This window comes from Pseudomonas entomophila (assembly GCF_029193575.1).
Classification (GTDB): domain Bacteria; phylum Pseudomonadota; class Gammaproteobacteria; order Pseudomonadales; family Pseudomonadaceae; genus Aquipseudomonas; species Aquipseudomonas entomophila_G.
Map to the genome: position 1 here is coordinate 71,184 of NZ_JARGCS010000047.1, position 16,766 is coordinate 87,949.

Sequence of the window (16,766 nt, forward strand, 5' to 3'; positions counted from 1 at the left end):
CGCTGGATTATAGCCCCGCGATCGAGGGCGCAGCCCTCGCCCGGTTGCCCCATCACGAAACCCCGGCTTATCCTCGCCCCCCTCGCACCGACTCCAGGGCCTTTCCGATGATTCACAGCGCGCAGCACGCCGCCTCCTACTATGCCGCCAGCAGCGCGCCCCACCCCGACCATGCCTTCCTGCAAGGTGAGCACAGCGCCGACGTGTGCATCGTCGGCGGTGGCTATTCGGGCCTGAACACCGCCATCGAACTGGCCGAGCGCGGCTTCTCGGTGATCCTCCTGGAGGCCCGCAAGCTCGGCTGGGGCGCCAGCGGGCGCAATGGCGGGCAGTTGATCCGCGGCGTCGGCCATGGGCTGGAGCAGTTCCTCCCGGTGCTCGGCGAGGACGGTGTGCGCAACCTCAAGCGCATGGGCCTGGAGGCCGTGGACATCGTCCGTCAACGCATCGAACGCCACGCCATCGCCTGCGACCTGACCTGGGGCTACTGCGACCTGGCCAACAAGCCCGCCGACCTCACTGGCTTCGCCGAGGACGCCGAGGAACTGCGCAGCCTCGGCTACCACCATGAACTACGCCTGGTGCAACCCGGCGACATCCGCAGCGTGGTGGGCTCGGACCGCTACGCCGGCGGCCTGGTCGACATGGGCTCCGGCCACCTGCACCCGCTCAACCTGGCCCTCGGCGAAGCCGCCGCAGCCAGCCGCCTGGGTGTGGGCCTGTTCGAGCAGTCCGAGGTCACGCGCATCGACTACGGCCCCGAGGTGAAGGTGCACACCGCCCAGGGCCGGGTGCGGGCCAAGACCCTGGTGCTGTGCTGCAACGCCTACCACAACGACCTCAACCGCGAACTGGGCGGCAAGGTATTGCCCGCCGGCAGCTACATCATCGCCACCGAGCCGTTGGGCGAGGCGCGCGCACGCCAGTTGCTGCCGCAGAACATGGCGGTGTGCGACCAGCGCGTGGCGCTGGACTACTATCGGTTGTCTGCCGACCAGCGGCTGCTGTTCGGCGGCGCCTGCCACTACTCCGGGCGCGACCCGAAGGACATCGCTGCCTACATGCGGCCGAAGATGCTCAAGGTCTTCCCGCAACTGGCCGACGTGCGCATCGACTACCAGTGGGGCGGCATGATCGGCATCGGCGCCAACCGCCTGCCGCAGATCGGCCGCCTGAGCGGCCAGCCGAACGTCTACTACGCCCAGGCCTATGCCGGCCACGGGGTGAACGCCACCCACCTGGCCGCACGCCTGCTCGGCGAGGCCATCAGCGGCCAGCAGAGCGGGCGTTTCGACCTGTTCGCCAAGGTGCCGCACATGACCTTCCCAGGCGGCCCGCAGCTGCGTTCGCCACTGCTGGCGCTGGGGATGCTCTGGCACCGGCTCAAGGAACTGGTCTAAGGCCGCGCGGCGCCCCTAGCGCCGTCACTCCAGCCAAAACGGCTTGCGCCCCTCGACCCGCGCCTGCTGGCGGCTGACACCAATGTCGAACAGTTGTTCGTCACTCAACGCCAGCAGGGCCTTGCGCGTACGCCAGCGATGCAGCATCAGCCCAATCCGCCCCAGCCCCTGCGGGGCGCTGTAGACCTTCGGGCGTTGCCCGGCCGTCAGTTCCTCGGCCAACAGTTGCAGGCGCACATCGCTCAAACCGTTCATTGCTGCGTTCTCCTCGTCACTTCGAAGCGTGGAGACAGCATGCCGTGCCGGTCATGCAAGGATACAGATCCAACTGAGCGTTATTATTTCCATACAGAATTGGCGATCCCGCAGCTGAATGCAGTATTTTCACGCAATCTGTACTGGTTATTTCCTACAAATGACTCGGGAGTATGCCGTGACCCTGTACGTCAACCTGGCCGAGCTGCTCGGCGCCCGCATCGAACAGGGCCTGTACCGCCCCGGCCAGCGCTTGCCCTCGGTGCGCTCGCTGAGTGAGGAACACGGCGTCAGCCTGAGCACCGTACAGCAGGCCTACCGCGTGCTGGAGGATAGTGGCTTGGTCGCGCCACGACCGAAATCCGGCTACTTCGTCACCGAGCAACGCGGCGCGCCCGCCCTGCCCGCCGTCAGCAGGCCAGCCCAGCGGCCTGTGGATATCTCCCAGTGGGAACAAGTGCTGGAACTGGTCCGCAGCAACCCGCGCGCCGACGTGATCCAGCTCGGCCGCGGCATGCCCGACATCGACAGTCCGACCCTCAAGCCCCTGCTACGCAGCCTCGCCCAGCTCGCCCGACGCCAGGACATGCCCGGCCTGTACTACGACAACATCCACGGCAACGAAGCCCTGCGCGTGCAGATCGCCCGGCTGATGGTCGACTCCGGCTGCAGCCTCGGCCCCGGCGACCTGGTGGTGACCACCGGCTGCCATGAGGCGCTGTCGACCAGCATCCGCGCGGTATGCCAGCCCGGCGACATCGTCGCGGTGGACTCGCCCAGCTTCCATGGCGCCATGCAAACCCTGAAGGGCCTGGGCATGAAGGCCCTGGAAATCCCCACCGACCCGGTCACCGGCCTCAGCCTGGAAGCGCTGGAACTGGCCCTGGAGCAATGGCCGATCAAGCTCATCCAGATCACCCCCAGTTGCAACAACCCCATGGGCTACATCATGCCCGAGGCGCGCAAGAAGGCCCTGCTGACCCTGGCCCAGCGCTACGACGTGGCGATCCTCGAAGACGACGTGTACGGCGACCTGGCCTACACCTACCCGCGCCCGCGCACCCTCAAGTCGTTCGACGAAGACGGCCGCGTGCTGCTGTGCAGCTCGTTCTCCAAGACCCTCGCCCCCGGCCTGCGGGTCGGCTGGGTGGCGCCGGGGCGCTACCTGGAGCGGGTGCTGCACATGAAGTACATCAGCACCGGCAGCACCGCATGCCAGCCGCAGCTGGCCATCGCCGACTTCATCGCCGGCGGCCACTACCAGCCCCACGTGCGGCGCATGCGCGCGCAGTACCAACGCAGCCGCGACCAGATGCTCGACTGGGTCGCCCGCTACTTCCCGGCAGGCACCCGCGCCAGCCGCCCGCAGGGCAGCTTCATGCTGTGGGTGGAGCTGCCGGAAAGTTTCGATACACTGCGCCTGAACCGCGCTTTACTGGAGCAGGGCGTACAGATTGCCGTCGGCAGCATCTTCTCGGCCTCGGGCAAGTACCGGCACTGCTTGCGGATGAACTTCGCCGAGCGCCCGACGCCACAGCTCGAAGCCGCGGTGCGCAAGGTCGGCGAAACCGCCACTCGTCTACTGGCCGAGGAAGCACCTGGCGCGTAACGTTGCGCCGCCCTCACGGTCCAACCCCATAAGCCCCCAGTCGAACAGGACGATCCGCCCTTGAGACGCCCGCGTGCCCTGCCCCTCTTGCTGGTGCTATTGCTCGGCCTCGCCGGCTGCGCCAGCGTCAACCCGCCGCGTGAAGTGAGCCAGGCGCTGCCGGCCAACGACTCGGCGTTCGGCCGCTCGGTGCAGCGCCAGGCCGCGCCCTACGAGGGCCGCTCGGGCTTTCGCCTGCTGCCTAACAGCAACGAGGCGTTCCGCGCCCGCGCCGAGCTGATTCGCAACGCCCAGACGAGCATCGACCTGCAGTACTACATCGTCCACGACGGCCTGAGCACCCGCGCCCTGGTGCATGAGCTGCTGCGCGCCGCCGACCGCGGCGTGCGCGTGCGCATCCTGCTCGACGACACCACCAGCGACGGCCTCGACACCCTGATCGGCACCCTCGCCGCCCACCCGAACATCCACATCCGGGTGTTCAACCCGCTGCACCTGGGGCGCAGCACCGGCGTCACCCGCGCCGTGGGGCGGCTGTTCAACCTGTCGCTGCAGCACCGGCGCATGCACAACAAGCTGTTCCTGGTGGACAACAGCATGGCCATCGTCGGCGGACGCAACCTGGGCGACGAATATTTCGACGCCGAGCCCAACCTGAACTTCACCGACATCGACCTGCTCGGCGTAGGGCCGGTGGCCGAGCAACTCGGGCACAGCTTCGACCAGTATTGGAACAGCGCCTTGAGCCGGCCGATCGGCGATTTCCTCTGGCGCATGCCGGACGCCGCCGACCTGCGCGCCAGCCGCCAACGCCTGGAGGTGTGGCTGGCCCAGGCGCGGGTCGAGCGCAAGGCGCTGTACGACCGGCTGATGGCCTACCAGTTCGCGCCGCGCCTGGATGTCTGGCGCAACGAGCTGATCTGGGCCCACAGCCAGGCGTTGTGGGACGCGCCGAGCAAGGTGCTGGCGCGCGGCGAACCCGACCCGCAGTTGCTGATGACCCAGCAACTGGCGCCGGACCTGAACAGCGTGCACCGCGAACTGATCCTGGTCTCGGCCTACTTCGTGCCCGGCGAGCCGGGCCTGCTGTACCTGACCAGCCGCGCCGATGCCGGCACCTCGGTCAAGCTGCTGACCAACTCGCTGGAGGCCACCGATGTGCCCGCCGTGCACGGTGGCTACGCGCCCTACCGCCGGGCGCTGCTGGAGCATGGCGTCGAGTTGTTCGAGCTGCGCCGCCAACCGGGCGACCCCAGCGCCCGGCGCGGGCTGAGCTTCCATGGCAGTTCGGACTCGAGCCTGCACAGCAAGGCGATCGTCTTCGACCGGCACAAGACCTTCATCGGCTCGTTCAACTTCGACCCGCGTTCGGTGCTGTGGAATACCGAGGTAGGGGTGCTGGTGGACAGCCCGGAGCTGGCCGAATACACCCGCGCCCTGGCGCTGCAAGGCATGGCGCCGGCGGTGAGCTACCAGCCCAAGCTGGTGGACGGCACATTAGTGTGGGAGACCGAGGACAATGGCCAGGTGCATACCCTGACTGCGGAGCCCGGGGGCATGTGGCGGCGGTTCAATGCCTGGATCGCCAAGGCGGTGGGGTTGGAGAGGATGCTCTAACCCGCGTTGGTCAGGCGGAGGCGGGCTCGAAGGCATCGCGGCGCCGGGTCAGCAGCACCAGCCCCGCCGCGCCCACCGCCATGATCAACGGCAACGCATGCCCGCTGATCCACTGGCTCCCCGCCCCCGCCAGCAACGGCCCGAGCAGGCAACCGATGCCCCACAGCTGCGCCACGTGGGCATTGGCGCGCACCAGCGCATCGTCCCGGTAACGCTCGCCAATCAACACCAGCGACAGGGTGAACAGCCCACCCGCGCTGGCCCCGAACAACACCCACAGCGGCCAGATCGCCGGGGTGTGCAGCAGCAGCGGGATAGCCAGGCTGGAGACCATCAAGGTCAGCGCGCAACCGCTGAACAGCGTGCGCCGCGACATGTGGTCGGCCAGCGCGCCGATCGGCAGTTGCAACACCGCATCACCGACCACCACGGTACTGACCATGAACAGCGCCACTTCCGTAGTGAAGCCCTGTTGCAGGCAGTACACCGGCAACAGCGTGAGGATCATCGCCTCGAACGCGGCGAACAGGGCGATGGCCCAGGCGATCACCGGCAACCGTCGGCAGAAGCCGAACAGGTCGCCGAAGGTGACGCTGCAGGCCTCGGTGCTCGGCGCGCCGCCACGACCCAGCAACAGCAGGGGCGCGAACAGCAGCAGCGCGGTGGCGGCCCAGAAGCCGAAGTCGTCGTCCGAGCCCAGGAAGCCGAGCACCAGCGGGCCGGCCAACTGGCTCAGGGCGTAGCTGCTGCCATACAGCGCCACCAGCCGGCCGCGCCATTCTTCGACCACCAACTGGTTGATCCAGCTTTCGCCGAGGATGAACACCACCGTCAGCGACATGCCGATCATCAGCCGCAGCAGCAACCACAGCGGGTAACTGGGCAACAGCGCCACTAGGGCGATGGACAGCGCCCCGCCCCACAGGCACAGGCGCATCGCCGACGGCACCCCGACCCAGCCGGCCAGGCGGCTGGCCAGGCTGGCCCCCACCAGCACGCCGATCGCCGGCATCGCCGCCATCACGCCGATCGCGAACCCACCGTAGCCCCAGCCCTCCAGGCGCAAGGACACCAGCGGCATGCTCACGCCGAGCGCGAGCCCGACACTGAGCACCGCCGCCAGCACGGCAAAATAGGTTCCCCAACGCATGACAGCCTCCCAGGCAGTGTGTGAATGGCAGAGACGACACAGCCGGGACGGCAAGAACCGGCCCGGCTGTGTCAGGGGGGCCGCCCGCTCCCCCAAGCAGCACCGCGCTCATGGGCTGCGGTTTACCTGTGGAAGCGGGCTCGCCCCGCGATTGGGCCGCAACGCGGCCCCAGGGTTTTTACAGTTTGATCCAGGTCGCCTTCAGCTCGGTGTACTTCTCCAGCGCGTGCAGCGACTTGTCACGGCCGTTGCCCGACTGCTTGAAGCCGCCGAACGGCGCGGTCATGTCGCCACCGTCGTACTGGTTGACCCATACGCTGCCAGCACGCACGGCGCGGGCGGTCTTGTGCGCCTTGCTGATGTCCGAGGTCCAGATACCGGCGGCCAGGCCATACGGGGTGTCGTTGGCGATGGCGATGGCTTCTTCGGCGGTGTCGAAGGCGATCACCGACAGCACGGGGCCGAAGATCTCTTCCTGGGCGATCTTCATGGCGTTGGTCACGCCGTCGAAGATGGTCGGCTCGACGTAGGTGCCGCCGGTCTCCTCCAGAGTGCGCTTGCCACCGGCCAGCAGCTTGGCGCCGTCCTTGTGGCCGGCGTCGATGTACGACAGCACGGTGTTCATCTGCTGGGTGTCGACCAGCGCGCCCACGGTGGTCTGTGGGTCCAGCGGGTTGCCCGGCTTCCAGCCCTTCAGGGCCTCGACCACCAGCGGCAGGAACGTGTCCTTGATCGAGCGCTCGACCAGCAGGCGCGAACCGGCGGTGCAGACTTCGCCCTGGTTGAAGGCGATGGCGCTGGCGGCGGCTTCGGCGGCAGCCTGCAGGTCAGGCGCGTCGGCGAAGACGATGTTCGGGCTCTTGCCGCCGGCTTCCAGCCAGATGCGCTTCATGTTCGACTCACCGGCATAGACCATCAGCTGCTTGGCGATCTTGGTCGAACCGGTGAACACCAGGGTGTCGACGTCCATGTGCAGTGCCAGGGCCTTGCCCACGGTGTGGCCATAGCCGGGCAGCACGTTCAGCACGCCGGCGGGGATGCCAGCCTCGATGGCCAGCTGGGCGATGCGGATAGCGGTCAGCGGCGATTTCTCGGAGGGTTTCAGCACCACCGAGTTACCGGTGGCCAGCGCCGGGCCGAGTTTCCAGCAGGCCATCAGCAGCGGGAAGTTCCACGGCACGATGGCACCCACCACGCCGACCGGCTCGCGGGTCACCAGGCCCAGCTGGTCGTGCGGGGTCGGGGCGACCTCGTCGTAGACCTTGTCGATGGCTTCGGCGGTCCAGTGAATGGCTTGCGCGGCACCCGGGATGTCGATGGTCGAGGAGTCGCCGATCGGCTTGCCCATGTCCAGGGTTTCCAGCAGCGCCAGTTCCTCGACGTTCTTGCGCAGCAGGTCGGCGAAGCGGATCAGCTTGGCCTTGCGCTTGGCCGGGGCCAGTTGCGACCAGACGCCGGAAGCGAAGGTGGCGCGGGCGTTCTCCACGGCGCGGTTGGCGTCGGCCAGGTCGCAGCTGGCGACCTTGGCCAGGAAGCGTCCGTCGACCGGGCTCAGGCAATCGAAGGTTTCACCGGAGGCGGCGTCGGTGTATTCGCCATTGATGAAGGCGCGACCTTCGATCTTCAATTGCTGGGCACGTTGTTCCCAGTCCGCACGAGTCAGGGTGGTCATACGAAACTCCTCTCTTGTTAAGGTGCAACGCCGCACTGAGGACTCACAGGCGCTGTCGAAAATTCTGGCCGTGCGACGAGCGCACACAGGCATCAGACACCCTAAACCAGGCGCGACAAACTATCAATATATTTGACACGAAACGCCTAAAAGCCTACTGATGTGCATTTTATTAAACAATAACGAGGCCGCACCATGAGCATCACCACCATCATCGACTTCGCCCAGGTCCTCACCGAGGCCGAGCGCTACCGCCCGGCTGCGGAAAAAATCCTCAAGGGCGAGCCTGACCAGGCCGTCTACAACCACTATTCCAGCCCGTGCGGGCAGTTCGCCGCAGGCGTGTGGGAAGGCGCGGTGGGGCAATGGACGGTGAGCTACACCGAGCACGAGTACTGCGAGATCGTCCAGGGCGTTTCGGTGCTGCGCGACGAGGAAGGCAACGCCAAGACCCTGCGCGCCGGTGATCGGTTCGTCATCCCCGCAGGGTTCAAAGGCACCTGGGAAGTCCTCGAACCCTGCCGCAAGATCTATGTGCTGTTCGAGAACGCTTCCACGGCCAGGTAATACGGTTATACCGCAGGGTCGGCAGGCTTGGGCGGCAACCTTGATCGCGTCCAATCACGGACACCATCCAAGGAGACACACCATGACTACCGACGTACTCGCCCCTGTTCGCCACCTGATTGGCACTGCCTATTCGGACAGCGTCAAAGCCACCATTCTGGAGGCGACCGGCCTGGCAGTCGCTGTAGGCCCTACCGACATCGCCACCATGGAGATTCGCAATGATCGTGTGCAAATCAAAGTGGATGGCAACGGTATCATTGAAGATTTGATTATCTCCTGAGCCCGTTCAGCGCAGCAAAAAAAAACCCGCATTCTTGACAGGATGCGGGTTTTTTCTGGTCACCGGGATCAATTACTTGATCTTGGCTTCCTTGTAGATCACGTGCTTACGGACGACCGGATCGTACTTCTTGATCTCGATCTTGTCCGGGGTGGTGCGCTTGTTCTTGTCGGTGGTGTAGAAGTGGCCAGTGCCAGCACTCGAAACCAGACGGATCAATTCACGCATGACGTTCTCCTTAGAACTTTTCGCCGCGAGCGCGCAGCTCGGCCAGCACTACGTCGATACCACGCTTGTCAATGACGCGCATGCCTTTGGCGGAAACGCGCAGACGCACGAAACGCTTCTCGGACTCAACCCAGAAACGGTGGTGCTGCAGGTTCGGCAGGAAACGACGACGGGTTTTGTTGTTTGCGTGGGAAATATTGTTCCCAGTTACCGGACCCTTACCGGTAACTTGACAGACTCTCGACATGCCTCAGCCCTCTAAAACCACATGCCCAACCCGGCATGGGTTGGCCGCTTAATCTCTCAGTCTTTGGCGCCAGGCGCCGTAATTCCGGGGGTCTTATCGACCTGGTCGGCTTATGCGACAGAGCGAGCCCCTAGAAAAGAGCGCTGCTTTATACCAGAAAGACTCCACCACAACAACAGAAGATACATCTGCCGGTCGGGCAGAGTGCGCCGGGGCAGCATAGCGACAAGGCCAGCGCGCTGTCGACCGCTCGTCGCCGCGGCACTGAAAAAGAGGGTGGTCATTTCCCGACAAGCGCACTAGGGTAGGACGATTCCGTTTCCAGACTGCACCGGCAGATGGCCCACCTGACCCGCCGAGGACCCTCCATGCGCGTTGCCGCCCTGTCACTCCTGTTCACCGCCCTGCTCGCCGCAGGCACCACCCAGGCCGCGCCGCTGCAGGTGTGCACCGAGGCCAGCCCGGAAGGCTTCGACGTGGTCCAGTACAACTCACTGACCACCACCAACGCCTCGGCCGACGTACTGATGAACCGCCTGGTGGAGTTCGACGCCAAGGCCGGCGAAGTGGTGCCGAGCCTGGCCGAGCGCTGGACGGTCTCGGCGGATGGCCTGGTGTACGACTTCACCCTGCGCGACGGCGTGAAATTCCACACCACCCCCTCTTTCAAACCCACCCGCGACCTGCAGGCCGAGGACGTGCTGTTCAGCTTCCAACGCATGCTCTACCCGGCCCACGCCTGGCACAAGACCGCCCCGGGCGGCTACCCGCACGCCCAGTCGCTGCAGTTGGGCAGCCTGATCAAGTCGATCGAGGCGCCCGACCCGCACACCGTGCGCTTCACCCTCACCCATGCCGACGCCACCTTCCTGGCCACCCTGAGCATGGGCTTCGCGTCCATCTATTCCGCCGAGTACGCCGACAAGCTGCTCAAGGCCGGCACGCCGGAGAAACTCAACAGCGAGCCGGTAGGCACCGGCCCGTTCGTGCTGCAGCGCTTGCAGAAAGACGCGGTGGTGCGCTACCGCGCCAACCCCGACTACTTCGCCGGCAAGCCCGCCGTCGACCCCCTGCTGTACGTCATCACCCCCGACGCCAACGTGCGCCTGCAAAAGCTCAAGCGCGGCGAATGCCAGGTGGCACTGTCGCCCAAGCCGCTGGACATCGCCGAAGCGGCCAAGGACAGCAACCTCAAGGCCGAAGCCACCCCTGCCTTCATGACCGCCTTCGTCGCCCTCAACAGCGAGCACCCGCCCCTGGACAAGCCCGAGGTGCGCCAGGCGATCAACCTGGCCTTCGACAAACCGGCCTACCTCAAGGCTGTGTTCGAAGGCACCGCAACCGCCGCCAACGGCCCCTACCCGCCCACCACCTGGAGCTACGCCAAGGACCTGCCCGGCTACCCCACCGACCTGAAGAAGGCCAAGGCGCTGCTGGCCAAGGCGGGCCTGCCCGATGGTTTCAGCACCACGATCTGGACACGCCCCTCCGGCAGCCTGCTCAACCCCAACCCGAACCTTGGCGCGCAAATGCTCCAGGCGGACCTGGCGAAGGTGGGCATCAAGGCCGAGATCCGGGTGATCGAGTGGGGCGAGTTGATCCGCCGGGCCAAGGCTGGCGAGCACGACGTGCTGTTCATGGGCTGGGCCGGCGACAACGGCGACCCGGACAACTTCCTCACCCCGCAGTTTTCCTGCGCGGCGGTGCAATCGGGGACCAACTTCGCCCGCTTCTGCGACAGCCGCCTGGACCAGCTGATCAGCGCCGGGCGCACCACCAGCGACCAAAGCGTGCGCAGCCGCCTGTACCAGCAGGCGCAGGCGTTGATCCAGCAGCAGGCGCTGTGGGTGCCGCTGGCGCACCCGACGGCCGCCACGCTGCTGCGCCAAGGGGTCGAGGGGTACCAGGTGAGCCCATTCGGGCGGGTGGACTTCAGCAAGGTTTCGGTACGCTGAAGCACGCGTCGGTCTGTACCGGCCCTATCGCGGGGCAAGCCTGCGATAGGGGCCTCACCCCCACTACCCCGCGATCCACCCCTGCTCGACCATCGACAACGGCTCCCCTTCCCCCACGATCACATGGTCGATCACCCGCACGTCGATCAACGCCAACGACCGCTTGAGCATCATCGTCAACTGCAGGTCATCGTCACTCGGCTCGCAATGCCCCGAGGGGTGGTTGTGGCAGATGATCAACGCAGCAGCGTTGTGCAACAGCGAGCGCCGCACCACCTCGCGCGGGTAGATGCTCGCGCGGTCGATGGTGCCGCGAAACAGGATCTCGAAGGCCAGCGGTCTGTGCTTGGTATCCAGGAACAGGCAGCCGAACACCTCGCTGGGCTCGTGACGCAGCATGGACTTCAGGTAGCGCCGCACGGCTGACGGGTTCTCCATCGCCGAATCGCGCTCGATCGACGTGGCGAGGTTCCTGCGGCCGATCTCCAGCAGTGCCTGCAACTGGCTGTACTTGACCGGCCCAAGCCCCAGCTCCCCGAGAAACACCTCCCGGTCCGCCTCCAGCAGTTGGCGCAAGCTACCGAACTTCGCCAACAACCCACGCGACAACTCGACGACGTTGCACCCACGCACCCCTGAACCGAGAAACACCGCCAGCAGTTCGGAATCCGACAGGCTAGCGGCGCCCCGCTGCAACAACTTCTCCCGCGGCCGTTCGTCGACCGGCCATTCCCTGATATGCATACCCCTCCTTGTGTGCTACTGCGGCGCATTTCGGCCCTGTGTTAATCTATTTCGCTTCGCACATGCGACGTTCTGCCGCAGGCGGCGGTCGTCGCGGCCCGCTTTCACTGGAAAAAGGCAAGCCTATGCAGCGGCTGTATCGCAAGCGCATCGTTCTCGGCGTGGGTGGCGGCATTGCCGCCTACAAGAGCGCCGAGCTGATTCGCCGACTCCTGGAACACGGCGCGCAGGTGCGCGTCGTCATGACCCGCGGCGGCGCCGAGTTCATCACCCCGCTGACCCTTCAGGCGCTGTCCGGGCACCCGGTGCACATGGACCTGCTCGACCCCGCCGCAGAAGCGGCCATGGGCCACATCGAACTGGCCAAATGGGCCGACCTGGTGCTCATCGCCCCGGCCACCGCCGACCTGATGGCCCGCATGGCCCAGGGCATGGCCGACGACCTGCTGACCACCCTGGTGCTGGCCACCGACGCCACCGTCGCGGTGGCCCCGGCGATGAACCAGGCCATGTGGCGCGACCCGGCCACCCAGGCCAACCTCGACCTGCTCAAGAGCCGCGGCATCCAGGTGTTCGGCCCGGCCTCCGGCAGCCAGGCCTGTGGCGACGTCGGCCTGGGGCGCATGCTCGAAGCCACCGACCTCGCCTGGTGCGCCGCCGAGAGCTTCAAGCGCCAGGCGCTCACCGGCAAGCACGTGCTGATCACCGCCGGCCCGACCCAGGAAAACATCGACCCGGTGCGCTACATCACCAATCATAGCTCCGGGAAGATGGGCTTCGCCCTGGCCGAGGCGGCCGTGGAAGCCGGGGCTCGGGTGACCCTCGTCACCGGCCCCGTGCACCTGCCGACCCCCGACCGGGTCAACCGGATCGACGTGGTCAGCGCGCGGGACATGCTCGCGGCCTGCGAAGCGGCCATGCCGTGCGACCTGTTCATCGCCTCGGCGGCGGTCGCGGACTACCGCCCGGAAGTCGTCGCCTCGCAAAAGCTCAAGAAAGACCCTACGACCGGCGACGGCATGCTGCTGCAGATGGTGCGCAATCCAGATATCCTTGCGACCATCGCCGGCCGCACCGACCGCCCGTTCAGCGTCGGCTTCGCCGCCGAGACCGAACACCTGCTCGATTACGCCACGCGCAAGCTCAAGGACAAGAACCTCGACCTGATCGTCGCCAACGATGTTGCCAACCCCAGCATCGGCTTCAACAGCGAGGAAAACGCCCTGACCGTGATCGACCGCCAGCAGCACCAGACCCTCTTCGCGCAGACCAGCAAGGGCAAGATCGCCCGCCAGTTGGTCGCCTTCATCGCCGAACGGCTCAACCAGGTTCAATAAGTTCCATGCACGCTCTTCAAGCCAAGATCCTCGACCCCCGCCTGGGCAACGAATTCCCCCTGCCGCAGTACGCCACCCCCGGCTCCGCCGGCCTGGACCTACGCGCCCTGCTCAAGGAAGACACCGTCCTCGAGCCGGGCCAGACCCTGCTGATCCCCACCGGCCTGTCGATCTACATCGGCGACCCGGGCCTGGCGGCGCTGATCCTGCCGCGCTCGGGCCTGGGCCATAAGCACGGCATCGTGCTCGGCAACCTGGTCGGGCTGATCGACTCGGACTACCAGGGCGAGTTGATGGTCTCCTGCTGGAACCGCGGCACCACCCCGTTCACCATCACCGTCGGCGAACGCATCGCCCAACTGGTGCTGGTGCCGGTGGTGCAGGCGCACTTCGACATCGTCGAGGCGTTCGACGAAACCCAGCGCGGCAGCGGCGGCTTCGGCCACTCCGGCACCCGCTGAGCTGACCGTCGGGGCCATGGATGGCGAACTCTCTGGCGAAACGGCCGTCCAACCGTTCAGTTTGCGCCTCCCCCGGAAGCCTTTGACTACTTGGAGTCCCCAGAGATGAACGACATGGCCCACCTGGTCCCCGCACTGCCGGACAGCATCTTCCGCGCCTATGACATCCGTGGCGTGGTCGGCAAGACCCTGACCGGCGAGACCGCCTATTGGGTCGGTCGCGCCATCGGCGCCCAGACCCTCGCCCAGGGTGAGCCCCAGATCGCCGTTGGCCGCGACGGCCGGCTATCTGGCCCGATGCTGGTCGAACAGCTGATCAAGGGCCTCGTCGACGCTGGCTGCCTGGTCAGCGACGTTGGCCTGGTGCCGACGCCCGCGCTGTATTACGCCGCCAACGTGCTGCCTGGCAAATCCGGCGTGATGCTGACCGGCAGCCATAACCCACCGGACTACAACGGCTTCAAGATCGTCATCGATGGCGACACCTTGGCCAACGAACAGATCCAGGCCCTGCTGACCCGCCTGAAGACCAACGAACTCGCCCAAGGCGACGGGCGCGTCGCGAAAGTCGAGATCCTCGAGCGCTACTTCCAGCAGATCACCCGCGACGTCAAGCTGGCCAAGCGCCTGAAGGTGGTGGTCGACTGCGGCAACGGCGCCGCGGGCGTCATCGCCCCGCAATTGATCGAAGCGCTGAATTGCGAGGTGATCCCGCTGTTCTGCGAGGTCGACGGCAACTTCCCCAACCACCACCCGGACCCGGGCAAACCCGAGAACCTCGAGGACTTGATCGCCAAGGTCAAGGAAACCGGCGCCGACCTCGGCCTGGCCTTCGACGGCGACGGCGACCGCGTGGGCGTGGTGACCAACACCGGCAGCATCGTCTACCCCGACCGCCTGCTGATGCTGTTCGCCCAGGACGTGCTGTCGCGCAACCCAGGCGCCGAGATCATCTTCGACGTCAAGTGCACCCGCCGCCTGACCCCGCTGATCGAACAGCACGGTGGCCGCGCCCTGATGTGGAAGACCGGTCATTCGTTGATCAAGAAGAAGATGAAACTGACCGGCTCGCTGCTGGCCGGCGAGATGAGCGGGCACATCTTCATCAAGGAGCGCTGGTACGGTTTCGACGACGGCATCTACAGCGCCGCGCGCCTGCTGGAAATCCTCAGCAACACCGACCAGGACGCCGAAAGCCTGTTCGCCGCGTTCCCGAACGATATTTCCACGCCGGAAATCAACATCGATGTGACCGACGAGAGTAAATTCAGCATCATTGATGCACTGCAACGCGACGCCGACTGGGGCGAGGCCAACCTGACCACCATCGACGGTGTGCGGGTCGACTACCCCCACGGCTGGGGCCTGGTTCGCGCCTCCAACACCACGCCGGTGCTGGTGCTGCGCTTCGAGGCCGACAGCGACGCAGAACTGCAACGTATCAAGGCTGTATTCCGCACGCAGTTGCTGCGGGTCGACCCCGGCCTGCAACTGCCGTTCTGACCGACTATCTGTTCCATACTGGAGCCCTGCATGACCCTCGATCGCGATGCCGCTTCCCATGTAGCCGAGGTTTTGTCCGAAGCCCTGCCCTATATCCGACGCTTTGTCGGCAAGACCCTGGTGATCAAGTACGGCGGCAACGCGATGGAGAGCGAAGAGCTCAAGACCGGCTTCGCCCGTGACATCGTGCTGATGAAGGCGGTGGGCATCAACCCGGTGGTAGTCCACGGCGGTGGCCCGCAGATCGGTGACCTGCTCAAGCGCCTGTCGATCGAAAGCCACTTCATCGACGGCATGCGCGTCACCGACGCGGCGACCATGGACGTGGTGGAGATGGTCCTGGGCGGCCAGGTGAACAAGGACATCGTCAACCTGATCAACCGCCACGGCGGCAGCGCCATTGGCCTGACCGGCAAGGACGCGGAGCTGATCCGCGCCAAGAAGCTCACCGTCACCCGCCAGACCCCGGAGATGACCACCCCGGAAATCATCGACATCGGCCACGTGGGCGAGGTCGTGGGGGTCAACACCGAGCTGTTGAACATGCTGGTCAAGGGCGATTTCATCCCGGTGATCGCGCCGATCGGCGTGGGCGCCAACGGTGAGTCGTACAACATCAACGCCGACCTGGTGGCCGGCAAGGTGGCCGAGGCGCTGAAGGCCGAGAAGCTGATGCTGCTGACCAACATCGCCGGCCTGATGGACAAGCAGGGCCAGGTGCTGACCGGGCTGACCACCGAGCAGGTCAACGAGCTGATCGCCGACGGCACCATCTACGGCGGCATGCTGCCGAAGATCAAGTGCGCGCTGGAGGCGGTGCAGGGTGGTGTGAACAGCTCGCACATCATCGATGGGCGCGTGCCTAACGCGGTGCTGCTGGAGATCTTCACCGACAGCGGCGTGGGCACCCTGATCACCAATCGCAAGCGCCACTGAGCGCGTCCGTTCCGGCCCTATCGCCCCGCGATAGGGCCAGAACCGACACCCACAAAAAAGGCGACCTCACGAGGTCGCCTTTTTCATTCCCGGGACCTCTCAGATCCCGTACTGCGCCCGATACGCTTCCACGGCCGGCAGATGCTGCTTGAGCTGCGGGTCATCGGCGAGGAACTCCAGCACCTGGGTCAGCGAAACGATGCTGACCACCGGAATGCCGAAATCGCGCTCCACTTCCTGGATCGCCGACAGCTCGCCATTGCCGCGCTCCTCGCGGTTCAGCGCGATCAGCACGCCCGCGGCCTTGGCCTGCTGGGCATGGATGATCTGCATGACTTCGCGGATGGCGGTACCGGCGGTGATCACGTCGTCGATGATCAGCACGTCACCGGCCAGCGGCGCGCCGACCAGGCTGCCGCCCTCACCGTGGTCCTTGGCTTCCTTGCGGTTGAAGCACCATGGCACGTCGAGCTGGTGCTGCTCGGCCAGCGCCACGGCGGTCGCCGAGGCCAGCGGGATGCCCTTGTAGGCCGGACCGAACAGCACGTCGAAGGGGATCTTGCTGTCGACGATGGCGGCGGCGTAGCAACGCCCCAGCTGGGCCAGCGCCGAGCCGCTGTTGAACAGGCCGGCGTTGAAGAAGTACGGGCTGGTACGCCCCGATTTCAGGGTGAACTCACCGAAGCGCAGAACCCCACGATCGATGGCAAAACGAATGAAGTCGCGCTGATACGGCTGCATGGAAAGTCCCGGACACCACGGATTTAGCTAAATGAGTTGAGCTCGGGTATCATACACGCAC

16 protein-coding genes and 1 pseudogene are annotated in these 16,766 nt (G+C 65.8%); 10 read left to right on the top strand and 7 right to left on the bottom strand.

Annotated features, from left to right (window positions below; translation table 11 throughout):
• Positions 1–107: 107 nt before the first annotated feature.
• Positions 108–1,400: an NAD(P)/FAD-dependent oxidoreductase gene (locus P0Y43_RS21785; protein ID WP_275639342.1), complete on the top strand. Its 1,293-nt coding sequence runs from the start codon at positions 108–110 to the stop codon at positions 1,398–1,400.
• Between the two features lie 24 nt (positions 1,401–1,424).
• Here the strand turns inward: P0Y43_RS21785 and P0Y43_RS21790 are convergent, their stop codons facing one another.
• Positions 1,425–1,655, bottom strand: a complete 231-nt coding sequence (locus P0Y43_RS21790) for a DUF1127 domain-containing protein (protein WP_275639343.1) — start codon at positions 1,653–1,655, stop codon at positions 1,425–1,427.
• Positions 1,656–1,833: 178 nt separating this feature from the next.
• Here P0Y43_RS21790 and P0Y43_RS21795 point away from each other — a divergent pair, with 178 nt between their 5' ends.
• Positions 1,834–3,264 carry a PLP-dependent aminotransferase family protein gene (locus P0Y43_RS21795; protein ID WP_275639344.1) on the top strand — a complete coding sequence of 477 codons (1,431 nt, stop codon included), beginning with the start codon at positions 1,834–1,836 and terminating at the stop codon, positions 3,262–3,264.
• A gap of 60 nt (positions 3,265–3,324) precedes the next feature.
• Positions 3,325–4,881: a phospholipase D family protein gene (locus tag P0Y43_RS21800; RefSeq protein WP_275639345.1), complete on the top strand. Its 1,557-nt coding sequence runs from the start codon at positions 3,325–3,327 to the stop codon at positions 4,879–4,881.
• A gap of 10 nt (positions 4,882–4,891) precedes the next feature.
• On the opposite strand, the gene P0Y43_RS21805 is transcribed toward P0Y43_RS21800, so the two are convergent.
• Positions 4,892–6,031, bottom strand: coding sequence for an MFS transporter (locus P0Y43_RS21805; RefSeq protein ID WP_275639346.1), 1,140 nt, complete (start codon positions 6,029–6,031; stop codon positions 4,892–4,894).
• Positions 6,032–6,209: 178 nt separating this feature from the next.
• Complete coding sequence (locus P0Y43_RS21810; protein WP_275639347.1) at positions 6,210–7,703, bottom strand: aldehyde dehydrogenase; 1,494 nt, start codon at positions 7,701–7,703, stop codon at positions 6,210–6,212.
• A 195-nt stretch (positions 7,704–7,898) separates the two neighbouring features.
• Here P0Y43_RS21810 and P0Y43_RS21815 point away from each other — a divergent pair, with 195 nt between their 5' ends.
• Both P0Y43_RS21815 and P0Y43_RS21820 read left to right on the top strand, forming a co-directional pair.
• Positions 7,899–8,270 (top strand): cupin domain-containing protein, encoded by a 372-nt coding sequence (locus P0Y43_RS21815; RefSeq protein ID WP_275639348.1) that lies wholly within the window; start codon positions 7,899–7,901, stop codon positions 8,268–8,270.
• A gap of 82 nt (positions 8,271–8,352) precedes the next feature.
• Positions 8,353–8,553 (top strand): I78 family peptidase inhibitor, encoded by a 201-nt coding sequence (locus tag P0Y43_RS21820; RefSeq protein WP_275639349.1) that lies wholly within the window; start codon positions 8,353–8,355, stop codon positions 8,551–8,553.
• Between the two features lie 72 nt (positions 8,554–8,625).
• Here the strand turns inward: P0Y43_RS21820 and rpmG are convergent, their stop codons facing one another.
• Both rpmG and rpmB read right to left on the bottom strand, forming a co-directional pair.
• Positions 8,626–8,781 (bottom strand): 50S ribosomal protein L33, encoded by a 156-nt coding sequence (gene rpmG / locus P0Y43_RS21825; protein WP_012703270.1) that lies wholly within the window; start codon positions 8,779–8,781, stop codon positions 8,626–8,628.
• Between the two features lie 10 nt (positions 8,782–8,791).
• Positions 8,792–9,028: a 50S ribosomal protein L28 gene (gene rpmB, locus P0Y43_RS21830; protein WP_003258972.1), complete on the bottom strand. Its 237-nt coding sequence runs from the start codon at positions 9,026–9,028 to the stop codon at positions 8,792–8,794.
• A gap of 368 nt (positions 9,029–9,396) precedes the next feature.
• On the opposite strand from rpmB, the gene P0Y43_RS21835 reads away from it, so the two are divergent.
• Positions 9,397–10,983 (top strand): ABC transporter substrate-binding protein, encoded by a 1,587-nt coding sequence (locus tag P0Y43_RS21835; protein WP_275639350.1) that lies wholly within the window; start codon positions 9,397–9,399, stop codon positions 10,981–10,983.
• 63 nt (positions 10,984–11,046) lie between these two features.
• Here the strand turns inward: P0Y43_RS21835 and radC are convergent, their stop codons facing one another.
• Positions 11,047–11,727: a RadC family protein gene (gene radC / locus P0Y43_RS21840; protein ID WP_275639351.1), complete on the bottom strand. Its 681-nt coding sequence runs from the start codon at positions 11,725–11,727 to the stop codon at positions 11,047–11,049.
• Positions 11,728–11,852: 125 nt separating this feature from the next.
• Between radC and coaBC the strand changes: the two genes are divergently transcribed.
• From coaBC to argB, 4 genes and pseudogenes are all read left to right on the top strand, one after another.
• Entirely contained in the window at positions 11,853–13,064 is a 1,212-nt protein-coding gene (coaBC, locus tag P0Y43_RS21845; RefSeq protein WP_275639352.1) for a bifunctional phosphopantothenoylcysteine decarboxylase/phosphopantothenate--cysteine ligase CoaBC, read from the top strand.
• A 5-nt stretch (positions 13,065–13,069) separates the two neighbouring features.
• Positions 13,070–13,525 carry a dUTP diphosphatase gene (gene dut / locus P0Y43_RS21850; protein ID WP_275639353.1) on the top strand — a complete coding sequence of 152 codons (456 nt, stop codon included), beginning with the start codon at positions 13,070–13,072 and terminating at the stop codon, positions 13,523–13,525.
• 129 nt (positions 13,526–13,654) lie between these two features.
• Positions 13,655–15,028, top strand: a pseudogene (locus P0Y43_RS21855) (phosphomannomutase/phosphoglucomutase); the annotation flags it as partial.
• A 30-nt stretch (positions 15,029–15,058) separates the two neighbouring features.
• Entirely contained in the window at positions 15,059–15,964 is a 906-nt protein-coding gene (gene argB, locus P0Y43_RS21860; protein WP_275639354.1) for an acetylglutamate kinase, read from the top strand.
• 99 nt (positions 15,965–16,063) lie between these two features.
• On the opposite strand, the gene pyrE is transcribed toward argB, so the two are convergent.
• Complete coding sequence (pyrE, locus tag P0Y43_RS21865) at positions 16,064–16,705, bottom strand: orotate phosphoribosyltransferase (RefSeq protein ID WP_275639355.1); 642 nt, start codon at positions 16,703–16,705, stop codon at positions 16,064–16,066.
• Positions 16,706–16,766: the final 61 nt, after the last annotated feature.

Excerpts from the sequence above, each read along its gene's own strand:
- P0Y43_RS21785 (WP_275639342.1), top strand. The coding sequence starts at position 108 with ATGATTCACAGCGCGCAGCACGCCGCCTCCTACTATGCCGCCAGCAGC.
- P0Y43_RS21790 (WP_275639343.1), bottom strand. The coding sequence starts at position 1,655 with ATGAACGGTTTGAGCGATGTGCGCCTGCAACTGTTGGCCGAGGAACTG.
- P0Y43_RS21805 (WP_275639346.1), bottom strand. The coding sequence starts at position 6,031 with ATGCGTTGGGGAACCTATTTTGCCGTGCTGGCGGCGGTGCTCAGTGTC.
- P0Y43_RS21810 (WP_275639347.1), bottom strand. The coding sequence starts at position 7,703 with ATGACCACCCTGACTCGTGCGGACTGGGAACAACGTGCCCAGCAATTG.
- P0Y43_RS21815 (WP_275639348.1), top strand. The coding sequence starts at position 7,899 with ATGAGCATCACCACCATCATCGACTTCGCCCAGGTCCTCACCGAGGCC.
- P0Y43_RS21820 (WP_275639349.1), top strand. The coding sequence starts at position 8,353 with ATGACTACCGACGTACTCGCCCCTGTTCGCCACCTGATTGGCACTGCC.
- rpmG (WP_012703270.1), bottom strand. The coding sequence starts at position 8,781 with ATGCGTGAATTGATCCGTCTGGTTTCGAGTGCTGGCACTGGCCACTTC.
- rpmB (WP_003258972.1), bottom strand. The coding sequence starts at position 9,028 with ATGTCGAGAGTCTGTCAAGTTACCGGTAAGGGTCCGGTAACTGGGAAC.
- P0Y43_RS21835 (WP_275639350.1), top strand. The coding sequence starts at position 9,397 with ATGCGCGTTGCCGCCCTGTCACTCCTGTTCACCGCCCTGCTCGCCGCA.
- radC (WP_275639351.1), bottom strand. The coding sequence starts at position 11,727 with ATGCATATCAGGGAATGGCCGGTCGACGAACGGCCGCGGGAGAAGTTG.
- coaBC (WP_275639352.1), top strand. The coding sequence starts at position 11,853 with ATGCAGCGGCTGTATCGCAAGCGCATCGTTCTCGGCGTGGGTGGCGGC.
- dut (WP_275639353.1), top strand. The coding sequence starts at position 13,070 with ATGCACGCTCTTCAAGCCAAGATCCTCGACCCCCGCCTGGGCAACGAA.
- argB (WP_275639354.1), top strand. The coding sequence starts at position 15,059 with ATGACCCTCGATCGCGATGCCGCTTCCCATGTAGCCGAGGTTTTGTCC.
- pyrE (WP_275639355.1), bottom strand. The coding sequence starts at position 16,705 with ATGCAGCCGTATCAGCGCGACTTCATTCGTTTTGCCATCGATCGTGGG.